General features: G+C 70.9%; 11 protein-coding genes and 2 riboswitches. Of the genes, 5 read left to right on the top strand and 6 right to left on the bottom strand.

Annotated features, from left to right (window positions below; all coding sequences use genetic code 11):
• Nucleotides 1-134: 134 nt before the first annotated feature.
• Entirely contained in the window at nucleotides 135-563 is a 429-nt protein-coding gene (locus ABD978_RS05970) for a CBS domain-containing protein (RefSeq protein WP_345349628.1), read from the bottom strand.
• 68 nt (nucleotides 564-631) lie between these two features.
• The gene (locus tag ABD978_RS05965) at nucleotides 632-1297 is read right to left on the bottom strand and encodes a class F sortase (RefSeq protein ID WP_345349626.1); all 666 of its coding nucleotides are present in this window, start codon (nucleotides 1295-1297) and stop codon (nucleotides 632-634) included.
• Between the two features lie 217 nt (nucleotides 1298-1514).
• On the opposite strand from ABD978_RS05965, the gene ABD978_RS05960 reads away from it, so the two are divergent.
• Nucleotides 1515-1925: a hypothetical protein gene (locus ABD978_RS05960; RefSeq protein WP_345349623.1), complete on the top strand. Its 411-nt coding sequence runs from the start codon at nucleotides 1515-1517 to the stop codon at nucleotides 1923-1925.
• Nucleotides 1926-2518: 593 nt separating this feature from the next.
• Here the strand turns inward: ABD978_RS05960 and ABD978_RS05955 are convergent.
• Entirely contained in the window at nucleotides 2519-3280 is a 762-nt protein-coding gene (locus ABD978_RS05955) for a hypothetical protein (RefSeq protein WP_345349620.1), read from the bottom strand.
• A gap of 210 nt (nucleotides 3281-3490) precedes the next feature.
• Between ABD978_RS05955 and ABD978_RS05950 the strand changes: the two genes are divergently transcribed.
• A complete protein-coding gene (locus tag ABD978_RS05950; protein WP_345349617.1) occupies nucleotides 3491-5020 on the top strand; it encodes an ATP-dependent DNA ligase in 1530 nt (509 codons plus the stop codon).
• Between the two features lie 529 nt (nucleotides 5021-5549).
• On the opposite strand, the gene ABD978_RS05945 is transcribed toward ABD978_RS05950, so the two are convergent.
• The 3 genes from ABD978_RS05945 to ABD978_RS05935 form a co-directional block, all read right to left on the bottom strand.
• Complete coding sequence (locus ABD978_RS05945; protein WP_345349614.1) at nucleotides 5550-6386, bottom strand: hypothetical protein; 837 nt, start codon at nucleotides 6384-6386, stop codon at nucleotides 5550-5552.
• Nucleotides 6387-6467: 81 nt separating this feature from the next.
• Nucleotides 6468-7766 (bottom strand): M50 family metallopeptidase, encoded by a 1299-nt coding sequence (locus ABD978_RS05940; protein WP_345349611.1) that lies wholly within the window; start codon nucleotides 7764-7766, stop codon nucleotides 6468-6470.
• 264 nt (nucleotides 7767-8030) lie between these two features.
• Nucleotides 8031-9059 (bottom strand): glycoside hydrolase family 6 protein, encoded by a 1029-nt coding sequence (locus ABD978_RS05935; RefSeq protein WP_345349608.1) that lies wholly within the window; start codon nucleotides 9057-9059, stop codon nucleotides 8031-8033.
• A gap of 204 nt (nucleotides 9060-9263) precedes the next feature.
• A riboswitch (glycine riboswitch) is annotated at nucleotides 9264-9361 on the top strand.
• A 1-nt stretch (nucleotide 9362) separates the two neighbouring features.
• A riboswitch (glycine riboswitch) is annotated at nucleotides 9363-9455 on the top strand.
• Between the two features lie 73 nt (nucleotides 9456-9528).
• Between ABD978_RS05935 and gcvT the strand changes: the two genes are divergently transcribed.
• Genes gcvT through ABD978_RS05920 form a run of 3 tightly spaced genes read left to right on the top strand, consistent with a single transcriptional unit; the run spans nucleotide 9529 to nucleotide 12274 of the window.
• Entirely contained in the window at nucleotides 9529-10635 is a 1107-nt protein-coding gene (gene gcvT / locus ABD978_RS05930; protein WP_345349605.1) for a glycine cleavage system aminomethyltransferase GcvT, read from the top strand.
• Nucleotides 10632-11015, top strand: a complete 384-nt coding sequence (gene gcvH / locus ABD978_RS05925) for a glycine cleavage system protein GcvH (RefSeq protein WP_345349602.1) — start codon at nucleotides 10632-10634, stop codon at nucleotides 11013-11015. The genes gcvT and gcvH overlap by 4 nt, the downstream gene beginning before the upstream one ends.
• A complete protein-coding gene (locus ABD978_RS05920) occupies nucleotides 11015-12274 on the top strand; it encodes a serine hydroxymethyltransferase (protein ID WP_345349599.1) in 1260 nt (419 codons plus the stop codon). Before gcvH ends, ABD978_RS05920 begins: the two co-directional genes overlap by 1 nt.
• The last annotated feature ends 77 nt before the right edge of the window (nucleotides 12275-12351 follow it).

Raw genomic sequence — 12351 nt, 5'->3', positions numbered from 1 at the left:
GGATCCCCCGGTGGCGGACCGAACGGCTCGGTGGCGGACCGAACGGCTCGGTGGCGGACCGAACGGCTCGGTGGCGGACCGGACGGGCCGAGTGGGCCGGGCGGCCGGTGGCGTACCGGGCGCCGGAACGGGGGTCAGCGCTTGATGTAGTCGACGAGCTGTTCGCGTTCGGTCTCGAGCTCGGCGATGGCGCTCTTGACGACGTCGCCGATGCTGACGATCCCGACCAGGCGGCCGTCGCGGACGACCGGCAGGTGACGGATGCGGTGCTCGGTCATCGTGCCGCGCAGCCCGTCCACGGCGTCGCCGGGATCGCATGTGCGCACCGGGCTCGTCATGATCGACGACACCGGGGCGTCGAGCAGGTCCGTGCCCCGCTCGTTCAGCCGCCGGACGATGTCACGCTCCGAGACGATGCCCTCGATCGTGGAACCGTCCGCCGACACGACGACGGCGCCGATATTGCGCTCCGCCAGCAGCGCGAGGAGTCGCCGTACGCTCGCCTCCGGCGCGATCGTCGCGACATCCGCGCCCTTGACGCGGAGGATCTCCGAAATTCGCATCTGTCGACCTCCCGACCGGTCGTGACCAGGCAGCATTACGCCAAGCATCCTCCCTCTTCGAGGAAACGTCACGGCTTATGCGAAACCCGGCCGGTGGTTCGGGGAGCCTCCGGTGAGCCGCCCGTGGCGGGTGTCGCGGTGGCGGAGGGCCCGCCGGGCCGGCGGTTCATGGCCAGGTGGGCGTAGACGATCGTGTTGTCCTCGTAGCTGTGGCCGTCGAAGTCGCCACCGCACGTGATCAGGCGGAGCCCGGCGAAGTTCAGGTCGCCGTAGACCCGTTGCGTCGGGAAGTGTTTCTTGGGGACGCGCTCGACCGAGTCGACGGTGAACGTCGCCACCTTCCCGTCCGCGCGGGTGACCTCGATCCGGTCGCCCGGGTGCAGGCTCGAGAGCCGGAAGAAGACGGCCGGCCCCTTTTTCGTGTCGACGTGGCCGACGAGCACGGCGGGTCCGCGCTCACCCGGCGACGGGCCCTTCTCGTACCAGCCGGCCAACTGGGCACGCGACAGCGGCGGCACGCCGAGCGAGCCGTCGTGCTGGAGGCCGACCCGGATCAGCCGCGAGTGGATCCCGACGCGCGGGACGTCCACACGCAGCGGCGCCGCCGCCTTGAGGACCGGCCCGGCCGGCGGGCTGATCGCCGCGCCCGACCGGGCGGCATGCGGGTCCGGTCGCGGCGGCCCTGTGTGGTGACACGCGTCGAACCACAGGACCGCCGCCCCGGTAGCGATCAACCCGGCGGCCGCCCCGCCGCGGAGACGGCCGCCACGTGATCGCGATGATCGGCTAGGAACGGGCACCGGTCCGGATCCGCCGGCGAGCAATGAGCCCCGCGCCGCCCAGGATCAAGGTGAGCCCGGCGACGCCGATCGGCACGCTCGCTCCCTGGCTGCCACCGAAACCGGTCGGCACGGCGCCACGCGGAACCGCGCTGACCTGGCCGGGCACCGCGTGCACGACCCGTCCGCGGATCTTCTTCACGACCTCCTTGCCGCCACCACCGCCACCGGCGCAGCAGCCTTCGCCCTCTTCGTCACCGGCCGCGTGGTCGCCGTCTCCACCACAGCTCTCGTCGTCACAGCCGCCTCCCCCCTCGTCGCCGAAGGCGAAGGGACCACGGAGGATGCCGTGGTGCCGGTGACGGAACTGGTGATGCGCGATGCCGACGTCACCGCCGCCGTCACCGCCGCCGTCACCGTCACCGTCACCGTCGTCATCGTCGCCGCCCCGGCGGAGGGCCGCGCCGTGCGCACCTTCGGCATTCAGCGCCTTGTGTGCTCCCGTCTGGACGGCAAGGTGCTGCGCCCGGTGGTGCAGCCCGGCCTGAGTGTCGCTTTGGAGCGCCGCGCCAAGAGCGGGTGAAGCAAGCCCGATCGTCAGAGCGGCCGCTGAAGCGGTTGTCAGGGTCAGGAGTTCGACCCTCATAAGTACCCCCTTGATGTCAGCGGCAGCCCGGACTGCTCCCTGGCTGCCGGCATCGCCACCGCTCCCCTCATTCCCCCATCACCGACACCGCGACCTAAGTCTCTATGCTCTTGATCAAATGATTACGGTGCGAGATGGGCACTTAGTCGGATCAGCCATACCGCCATTATCAACGAGTAGGGAATCAGGCGACCTCAGCTCCATTAAGCGGATTTGCCGCACAACCGCCACCGCCCGCCCCGCACCGTGGACATGCGCGCTGACCTGCTACGTCACCGTGCGCAAGACAGTCCACACCCGTGAACGCGGCCGCATCCAAGCGCCCTTCTCCGCCCCACATCGGGCATTATGCGCGGATGAGTGGCCGGTCATGACGAATCGGCCGACAGGCGGCCATGAGGGTCGCAGAAGCTACGACTCCGACGAGAGACGATCACCTCATGCGGAATTAAGTGTCGGACGCCAACAAGATGCCGTTTCACTCATTTTTCGGGACATTCTCGGGTACTGGTACCGGTACCGCTCCGGGATCAGTGCAACGAGGTCAGGCCCGCGCGGGCGGCCGCGATGGCGTCGGCCAGGCACCGCTGCTCGGCGGCGGGCCGGTCCTTGTCGGCCGGCTGCTCCTCGGTGTACTGGACCCGCAGGATGATGTTGCGGTACCGCACGGTGGCCTCTCCGACCGCGATCCGGACGTCCCGGTCGATCCAGAACCGCTCGAACGCCGCGTCGCCGAGGCCGCCGATCCGGCGCAGCGAGCTCGTGTCGGCCGTCCGGTCCTTCTCCGCCTGCCGCCACTGCCCCTCGAACGACCAGACGGTCATACCGGTGGCCTGGTCGTGCATGTACTTGGGCAGGAACGCCCGCGCGTCGACCTGTACGGCGCGGTAGCGGCCCCCGTCGGTCATCGAGTACTTGCAGACGCCCGCCGTCTCCGCGCCCATCTTGTCGATCTTCGGTGCGGCCGTCGGCACCAGCCGCCGTACCGTGTCGGCGGGCAGGACCGAGCACGCCTGCGGCAGGCTCGCGAACACGGGCGGCTGCGCGGCTCTCGCGGGCGTGTCGGCCGCTCGGGAACCGGCCGTGGCCGGCCGGGACCGGGCCGGTGCCGCCGCCGGGCGGGCTCCCCCACGGCCGAACACGAAGACGGCCGCGGCGGCGAGGCCCATCGCCACCACGACGAACGCGGCGACCACGACACCGGCCGTACGCGGCCGGCGGCTCTTCGCCTTCGGCGCCTCCGGGGGCGAGTAGACCCGGTGGAACGGTTCCGGCAGCCGCGGCAGTCCCAATCCTTCTCCCCACTCGTGTTCCCCGGACGGCCCGGGATGTCGGCTCGATGCGACCGTAACCGGCGATTCCACTCCCAAACCAGACTCATACGCGTCCGGCAAGTGTGACGCCATGCCGTTCTTCGCCTCCTCCTCCGGCCGCCGGTGCCCGGCCGCCGGTCCTCCGGGACGGGCTCACCCGATTGTCGGTCCCCGGCGTCAGAATGGAATGTGCTGTTGAGCGAGATCACCGAGACCTCACGGGCCGTCGCCGCGACGTCCGGCCGACGTGCCAAGATCGAGCTGCTCGCCGCCTGCCTGCGGGACGCCGAGCCGGAGGAGACGGCGATCGCGGTGGCATATCTCTCCGGTGAGCTGCCACAACGCCAGATCGGCGTCGGCTGGGCGACACTTCGCGACCTGCCGCCCGCCGCGACCGAGGCGGCCCTCACCGTGGACGAGGTCGACGCCGCGTTCACCGCGATCGGCGCGGTCTCGGGTAAGGGTTCCGTCACCGCCCGGCGACAGTTGGTGGGGGAATTGTTCTCCCGAGCGACCGCCGCCGAGCAGAGTTTCCTCCTCCGCCTGCTCTCCGGCGAGCTGCGCCAGGGCGCTCTCGACGGCGTGATGGCCGACGCCATCGCCGCCGCGGCCGACGTGCCGGCGGCCGACGTTCGCCGCGCCGTGATGTTCCGCGGCTCGCTCGGCGCGGTGGCCGACGCGGCGCTGTCCGAGGGCCGGGAGGGGCTGCGCGCGTTCGGCCTGGAGGTCGGGCGCCCGGTCAAGCCGATGCTCGCCGCCAGCGCGCCGTCCGTCGAGGCGGCGCTGGAGAAGGTGAGCCCCGCCGCCGTGGAGTGGAAGCTCGACGGCATCCGGGTCCAGGCGCACGTGTCCAAGGGCGAGGTGCGCCTGTTCACCCGCACGCTCGACGACATCACCGGCCGGCTGCCGGAGATCGTCACCGCGCTCGGCGCGCTGCCCGCCGACACGGCCGTCCTCGACGGTGAGCTCATCGCGCTGCGCGACGACGGCCGGCCCCACCCGTTCCAGGTCACCTCGGCCCGTGTCGCCAGCCACGGCGTACGACCGGGCGGTGGGCAGGACGTTCCACTGTCGGTGTTCCTGTTCGACGTGCTGCACCTCGACGGCGAGGACCTGATCGACCTGCCGGGCGCCGAGCGCAACGAGGCGCTGGTCCGGGTCGTCCCCGAGGCGCTGCGCATGCCGCGGGTGGTCACCGCCTCCGTCGACGAGGCCCGCGCGTTCTTCGACGACGCCCTCGCGCACGGTCACGAAGGCGTGCTGGTCAAGTCCCTCGACACCCCGTACACCGCCGGCCGGCGCGGCGCCGGGTGGATCAAGGTGAAACCCCGCCACACGCTCGACCTGGTCGTCCTGGCCGTCGAGTGGGGCAACGGACGCCGCCGGGGCAAGTTGTCCAACCTGCACCTCGGCGCCCGCGACCCGGAGACCGGCGGGTTCGTGATGCTGGGCAAGACGTTCAAGGGCCTGACCGACGAGATGCTGGCCTGGCAGACCGAGCGGCTGCTCGCGCTGGAGACGCACCGCGACGACTACACGGTCTACGTACGGCCCGAGCTCGTCGTCGAGATCGCCTTCGACGGCGTGCAGCGCAGCCCGCGCTATCCCGGTGGGCTGGCACTGCGGTTCGCGCGGGTGCTCCGCCATCGCCCGGACAAGACCGCCGCCGAGGCCGACACCTTCGCCAGCGTGCGCGCCATCGCCACCTTCCCCGTCTGACCGCCGAGGCCGCCCCCGCTGACTCCCAGGGCACTCGCCGACCGCCTCGGCGTCTCGCCCGAAGCCACGGGCAAGCTCATCGCCGCTCTGGACAAGGTCGTACGCCGGCTCCGCACCGACCGGCACCGTCGAGTTCTTCGACGGTGCCTCACCCGGAGCGTCGCTGGGAACCGCGACGCTCCGCGACGCGACCGCCACGCTGACCCTGCCGGCCTGCCGCCGGGTCGCCACCAGATCACCGCCGGCTACAGCGGTGATGCCCACTGCGGACCGTCGAAATCTTCGCCGGTCGCCCTGACCGTCGCCCCGGCCGGTCAGCCTGCCGCGCCCCCGTCGCAGACCTCCGGCAGTGACCAGTCCGAGACGACCCACCAGGAGTCGGCCGGCCAGCCTGCCGTGTCGCACAGCCACTCCGAGGGCGTGGCCACCGACCACTCGCAGGCGACCCAAGCACAGGACCAACGTAACGCGTGACCGTACGCAAGGACACCCGCGCTCACACCCGCGACGTGCACGGCCCGCGCCGGTCCTAAGGCCGGCCGCCGCGGTCGAGGCGGCGCCGGGGGCCCACGGTCCGCTCGTGGGCGATCAGGTCGTGGCGGCCCGCGATGAACTCCTGGACCCAGATCTTCGCCCGGATCATCGGGCGGCGGATGCGCTGCTCACGGCGGAGCGCCCGCCGGAACTTCCGCGTGCCCGGCCGGTACCTCCAGCGGGCCCACGGCGATCCCGGCCGGGCCAGCCGGAACGCGCTGAAGATGAGCACCACCGGCAGGAACAGGCCCAGCAGCCCGGTCCAGATCTTGCCCTTGAAGAGGGTCACGATGGCCAGACCGAGGTTGACGAGGATGTTGGCGAAGACGACCAGGAAGACGCCGACGGAGACGGTCGCGTCCGGCCGCAGATCATGGACGTCGCTGAGCCAGATCGGGCGGACGCCCACCAGGATCAGGCCCGTCACCGCGACCGCGATGAACACCGCGTCGACGGAGGCGCGACCCTCCTCCATCCAGTAGACGTCGCGCAGGTGCAGGATGAGCGCGAACTCGTCGAGGACGAGGGCGGCCCCCACCCCGAAGACGGAGGCGGCGAGGGCATACCAGCCCGTGTAGACGTCCGGGATGCAGAACCCGGCCACCCCGCCGATGAGCATCAGCACGACGCCGAACACCACGTGGTGGATGTGCAGGTCACCGACCTCGACGTTCTTGAACCACCAGCGGACCTTGGCGCGGATCAGCCGCACGTTGATGCGCACGATGACGAACGTGACGATGAACGCCACGAAGAAGCAGAACAGCGGCAGCCGTCCGGTCTGGACGACGCGCTCGGTGAACAGTCCCTCCATATTGGCCCCCGACGTCATACGTCCTCATCATGACCCATTCCGGTCTGTGATAACGCTTGACGTCGGTGGTCACTGCCGACTCGGAAGCCGCCGAGACCGTCAGCCGTTCAGGCGTACCGGATTCACCAGATCCGCGTAGATCAGCAAGGCGCCCATCGTGATGATCACCGCGGCCATCGCGTACGTGAGCGGGAGCGCCTTCGCCACGTCGACGTGGCCGGGGTCGGGCCTGCGGGTCACCCGGGCGATGCCCTTCTTCACCGCCTCCCACAGCGCGCCCGCGATGTGTCCGCCGTCCAGCGGCAGCAGCGGCACGAGGTTGAACATGCCGACCGCGAAGTTGACCGTACCCAGCATCATCAGGAAGAACGCGAGCTTGTCCAGGCCCGGCTCCTTCGAGGCGGCGATCTCCCCGCCGATCCGGCTGGCGCCGACGACGCCGATCGGCCCGTTCGGGTCGCGCTTCTTGTCGCTGAACGCCGCGTTCCAGACCCCGACCATCTTCTTCGGCATGTCGATCAGCGACCCGAAGGTGTGCTTGGTCAGGTCGGTCATCGTGCTCACGACCACGCCCGGTCCCTGCCGCTCGCGGGCGCTCGTCGGGCTGATCCCGAGGAACCCGACGGTCTCGGTCTTGTCCGGGTCGGTGAGCGACTGCATCTGGTTGGTGGTCACCGGCACGCTCAACGGAATGTCCTGGCCGCCGCGGTGGACGACGACCGGGACCGTACGGCCGCCGGACCCCCGGATCAGGCCCTGCAGCTGCGCGTACGTGTGGATCCGGTGGCCTTCGTAGGACACGATCCGGTCGCCGGGCCGCAGCCCCGCGCGTACCGCCGGGGTCACCGGGTCGCCGGCCTGGCAGTCACGGCCCGCCTGCGCGGCCGGGATCGTGCACTTGGACACGGAGTCGATCACCGGCTGCAGGGTCGAGATACCGATCCCCATGACGACGACGCTGATGAACACGAACGCCAGCAGGATGTTCATGAACGGCCCGGCGAACATGATGATGACCTTCTGCCACCACTTCTTGCGGTAGAAGACGCGGTCCTCGTCGCCGGGGCCGACCTCCTCCAGGGCGGCGCCGCGCGCCGACTCGATCAGCCCCTGGAACGGACCGGTGGATCCCTGGCGGACCGTCCCGGGCGCGTCGCCCCGGCGGGGCGGCAGCATCCCGATCATCCGGATGTAGCCGCCGAGCGGGATCCACTTGACGCCGTACTCGGTCTCGCCCTTGCGCCGTGACCACATCGTGGGCCCGAACCCGACCATGAACTGCGGCACGCGGACGCCGAAGAGCTTGGCGAAGGACATGTGGCCCAGTTCGTGCAGGGCGATCGAGGCGAGCAGCCCGAGGAAGAAGACGACGATGCCCACCACGAAAAGCACGCTCATTGCCCGCACACGCTCCTCACCCGTCGCACCGCAGGCGCCCACCGGGCACCGCGGCAGGCCGCCTCGCGCACCGTGTCGCGCACGCTCACCGAAGGCCTCCGAGATCTCGACCGGTCAAGCGTATGCCGAAAACCCGCGCACGAGGGCCGTCCCGGCACCTGTACGCCCTCTTGCCCGGCCCATCGTCCGCGCGGACCCCGGCGACGGACCGGACGATGGGGTACGCGGGCGCCTCCCCTCCGCCGGTCTCGGCCGGGTGCGGCGTCAGGACCCGTCGATCAGGTGGATGGCGAGGTCGGGGCTGAACTGCCCGGCCGGGACGCCCTGGCCGATCCCGCAGGACCCGTCGGAGTCACCGGGGACCTTGACCCACAGCAGCATCTCCGCCCCACCGCCGGTCTGCGACGGAACGCCCAGCCTGCGGCCGGCCGGGTTGCACCACTCCCCGTTCGATCCGTTGCCGTTGCGGCTGGTGTCGACGACGAACGGCACCCTGCTCGACAGCGCGGCGTTCACCGCCGCCCCGTAGGAGACGGACTCGTCGGTCGTGTAGTAGTTCGAGACGTTCACCGCGAAGCCCCGCACGTTGTGCACCCCGGCGGACTCCAGCCGCTGGGCCATGGTGGCCGGGGCGATCCACTTGGCGTTGCCGCCGTCGAGGTAGGCCCAGGTGTTCGGCGCCTTCGCCGCGAACTGCTCGGTGGCGTACTTCAGCAGGTCAAGCCGGATCTGCCGTTCGGAGTCGTTCGGCAGGCAGTCGATCTGGGCGACGGCGTCGGGCCCGATGACGACGACCGCGGGCCGCGCCCCGATCCCGGCGGCGAAGTTCGAGATCCACGTCCGGTACGCCTCGGGGCTCCCCGCGCCGCCCGCGGAGTGACCCGAACAGTCCCGGCCCGGCACGTTGTACGCCACGAGGACGGGCAGCTTGTCGGCCGCGTCGGCGGCGCCGACATACGCCGAGACCGCGGCGGCGATGTCGCCGCTCCAGTCGCCGAACCAGCGCGCCATCGGCTTGCCGGCGATCGCCGACGTGATCCGGGCCGCGCGGCCGTCGCCGGAATTGTTCTTCACCCAGGTGGCGGGGTTGGAGTCCGGGTCGACGTAGAAGCCGCTGGTCAGGTCGATCGGGCCGCCGGCCGCGGCCGCGTGCGCCGTGCCCGCCACGGTCTCGTGCGCCGCTGTGGTCCCCGCCGCGCGGCCGGGCGAGCAGGCACCGGTGAGGCCGATGACCGCCGCGACGCCGAGCGCCGCCGATCCGATGATCCGCCGGGATGTCCTCGGGTGGGCCATGGAGTCTCCTCACGCTCGATGCGCGTCGACGCGGTCGTGGAGGTCGAGCCCCCGCGTACGGACCCGCCTCCGGCGGGCCGGATGATCAAAGTAGTCGGCGATCTTCGACCGCCGTCGGCCGTTCGCGGGGAATTGAGCCGGAAGTCCCGGCCACCGGTCGTCGATTCCGTCTCCAGGAAGGTCCTGCTAGCCTGACCATGCCGTTGATCCCGTGCGGGAGAGTGACCTCGCCGCCAGCGAGGTACGCCGAAGGAGCAACCCCTCCCCGGAACCTCTCAGGCCACACGAACCGCGCGGACCAGGCGACCTCTGGAAAGTGGAGCCACGCTCCCGCCGAAGGTGCAAGCCCCCGACGAGGGGGTGAAGCTCTCAGGCACCGATGACAGAGGGGGAGGGCACCGCCACCGCATTTCGCGTGCCAATGGGAGGATGGGATTCCCGGCCGCCCGCGTGATAGGAGCCTGCCCCGATGTCCACGCCGGACGCCAAGAGAACACCACTCCACGAGGTCCACGTCGAGCTCGGCGCCATGATCACCGAGTTCGCCGGGTACCTCATGCCGCTGCGTTACGGCAGCGAGACCGCCGAGCACCAGGCCGTCCGCACCGGCGCGGGCCTGTTCGACCTGTCCCACATGGGAGAGATCTTCGTGACCGGCCCGCAGGCCGGGGCGGCCCTCGACCACGCGCTCATCGGACACCTGTCCGTGCTCGCCGTCGGCCGGGCGCGCTACACCATGATCGTCGACCCGGCCGGGGGCGTGCTCGACGACCTGATCGTGTACCGGCTCGCCCCGGAGACCTACATGGTCGTCGCGAACGCGGCCAACGTCGCGACCGTACGGGCCGAGCTGACCGCGCGGGCGGACGGGTTCGAGAAGGCCACCGTCGACGACCGGTCCGGCGCGTACGCGCTCATCGCCGTGCAGGGCCCGAAGGCCCACGCCATCCTGGCGACGCTCACCGACGCCGCGCTCGCCGACCTCAAGTACTACGCGATCCTGCCGGGCAAGGTCGCCGGGATCGACGCGCTGATCGCGCGCACCGGTTACACCGGCGAGGACGGTTTCGAGCTGTTCGTGGCGGCCGGTGACGCCGTCGCCGTCTGGAACGCCGTCACGGAGGCCGGCGGCGACGACCTGCGGCCCGCCGGGCTGTCCGCGCGGGACACGCTGCGGTTGGAGGCCGGCATGCCGCTGTACGGCAACGAGCTGACCACCGAGACCACCCCGTACGACGCCGGCCTCGGCCGCAGCGTCAAGCTCGACAAGCCCGGTGACTTCGTCGGCCGCGCCGCGCTGGCCGCCCGCGCCGACACGCCGCCGGGCCGCACCCTCGTGGGGCTCGTCGGGCGAGGGCGTCGCGTCCCGCGCCACGGGTACGCCGTGGTGACGCCGGACGGTACGCCCTGCGGGGTCGTGACCAGTGGCGCGCCGTCCCCGACGCTGGGCAAGCCCATCGCCATGGCCTACATCGACGCGGGCCATGCCGAGGACACCGACCTCGCGGTGGACATCCGCGGTAAGCATGAGCCGGTCGACAAGGTCGCACTGCCGTTCTACAGGAGGACTTCGTGAGCACCGTTCCCGAGACGCTGTACTACACCCAGGAGCACGAGTGGGTCACCGAGCCGTCGGAGAGCGTGGTGACCATCGGGATCACGGCCCACGCGGCCGACGCGCTGGGTGACATCGTGTACGTGTCGCTGCCCCAGGAGGGCGCGTCCGTTGAGGCCGGTGAGCCGTGTGGCGAGGCCGAGTCGACCAAGTCGGTGAGCGACGTCTATTCGCCCGTCACCGGTGAGGTCGTCGCGGTGAACACCGCCGTTGAGGAGGACCCGGCGGCCATCAACTCCGACCCGTACGGCGAGGGATGGCTGTTCCGGGTGCGGACCGATGACGACCCCGCAGACCTGCTCGACGCGCAGGCCTACTCGAAGCTGATCGAGGAGGCGTGATGAACCTCTTGAACCTGCCCCTGTCCGAGGTCGACCCGGACGTCGCGGCCGCGATCGCGGACGAGTTGCGGCGGCAGCAGTCGACCCTGGAGATGATCGCCTCGGAGAACTTCGCGCCCGTCGGCGTCCTCGAGGCGCAGGGCTCGGTGATGACGAACAAGTACGCCGAGGGCTACCCGGGGCGGCGCTACTACGGCGGTTGTGAGTACGTCGACGTCACCGAGCAACTGGCGATCGACCGCGCCAAGGAGCTGTTCGGCGCGGACCACGCCAACGTGCAGCCCCACTCGGGCGCGCAGGCGAACATCGCGGTGTACTTCGCGCTGCTGGAGCCCGGGGACACGATCCTCGGCCTGGACCTCGCGCATGGCGGGCACCTCACCCACGGCATGCGGATCAACTACTCCGGCAAGATGTTCAACGTCGCCGCCTACCACGTGGGTCCCGACGGCCTCGTGGACATGGAGGAGGTCGCCCGGCTCGCCCAGGAATACCGGCCGAAGATGATCATCGCCGGCTGGTCAGCGTACCCGCGGCAGCTCGACTTCGCCGCGTTCCGGCGGGTCGCCGACGAGACCGGGGCGCTGCTGATGGTGGACATGGCCCACTTCGCCGGCCTGGTCGCCGCGGGCCTGCACCCCTCGCCGGTGCCGTACGCCGACGTCGTGACGACCACGACACACAAGACGCTGTGCGGCCCGCGCGGCGGTCTCATCCTCTGCCGCGAGGAGTACGCCAAGAAGATCAACTCGGCGGTGTTCCCCGGCACGCAGGGCGGCCCGCTCGAACACGTCATCGCCGCGAAGGCCGTCGCCCTGAAGATCGCCGCGACCGACGAGTTCGCCGAGCGGCAGGCCCGGACGCTCGAGGGCGCCCGCATCCTCGCGGCCCGGCTCCTGCGCGAGGACGCCGCCAAGGCGGGGGTCAAGGTGCTGACCGGCGGCACCGACGTCCACCTGGTCCTGGTCGACCTGGTCGACTCGGAGATCACGGGACGGGACGCCGAGGACCGCCTGCACGACATCGGCATCACGGTCAACCGCAACGCCGTGCCGAACGACCCGCGCCCGCCGATGGTGACCTCCGGTCTGCGGATCGGCACGCCCGCCCTCGCCACCCGCGGGTTCCGAGCCGACGACTTCGCCGAGGTCGCCGACATCATCGCGCTGGCGCTGCAGCCGTCGTTCGACTCCGCGGCGCTGTCCGCCCGGGTCCGCGACCTGGCGGACAAGCACCCTCTCTACCCCAGCCTGGGATGACGCACGATGACGATCGCTCCTGAGGGCCGGAAGTTGTTGCGTGTCGAGGTGCGGAACTCCGCGACCCCGATCGAGCG

The sequence above is a fragment of the Actinoallomurus liliacearum genome, assembly GCF_039542035.1.
In the GTDB taxonomy this organism is placed as follows: domain Bacteria; phylum Actinomycetota; class Actinomycetes; order Streptosporangiales; family Streptosporangiaceae; genus Actinoallomurus; species Actinoallomurus liliacearum.
The sequence above is the reverse complement of the archived record's forward strand: the minus strand, read 5'-3'. Positions and strand labels throughout refer to the sequence as shown.

Coding starts and splice junctions, on each gene's coding strand:
- ABD978_RS05970 (WP_345349628.1), bottom strand. CDS start 563: ATGCGAATTTCGGAGATCCTCCGCGTCAAGGGCGCGGATGTCGCGACG.
- ABD978_RS05945 (WP_345349614.1), bottom strand. CDS start 6,386: ATGACGTCGGGGGCCAATATGGAGGGACTGTTCACCGAGCGCGTCGTC.
- ABD978_RS05940 (WP_345349611.1), bottom strand. CDS start 7,766: ATGAGCGTGCTTTTCGTGGTGGGCATCGTCGTCTTCTTCCTCGGGCTG.
- ABD978_RS05935 (WP_345349608.1), bottom strand. CDS start 9,059: ATGGCCCACCCGAGGACATCCCGGCGGATCATCGGATCGGCGGCGCTC.
- gcvT (WP_345349605.1), top strand. CDS start 9,529: ATGTCCACGCCGGACGCCAAGAGAACACCACTCCACGAGGTCCACGTC.
- ABD978_RS05920 (WP_345349599.1), top strand. CDS start 11,015: ATGAACCTCTTGAACCTGCCCCTGTCCGAGGTCGACCCGGACGTCGCG.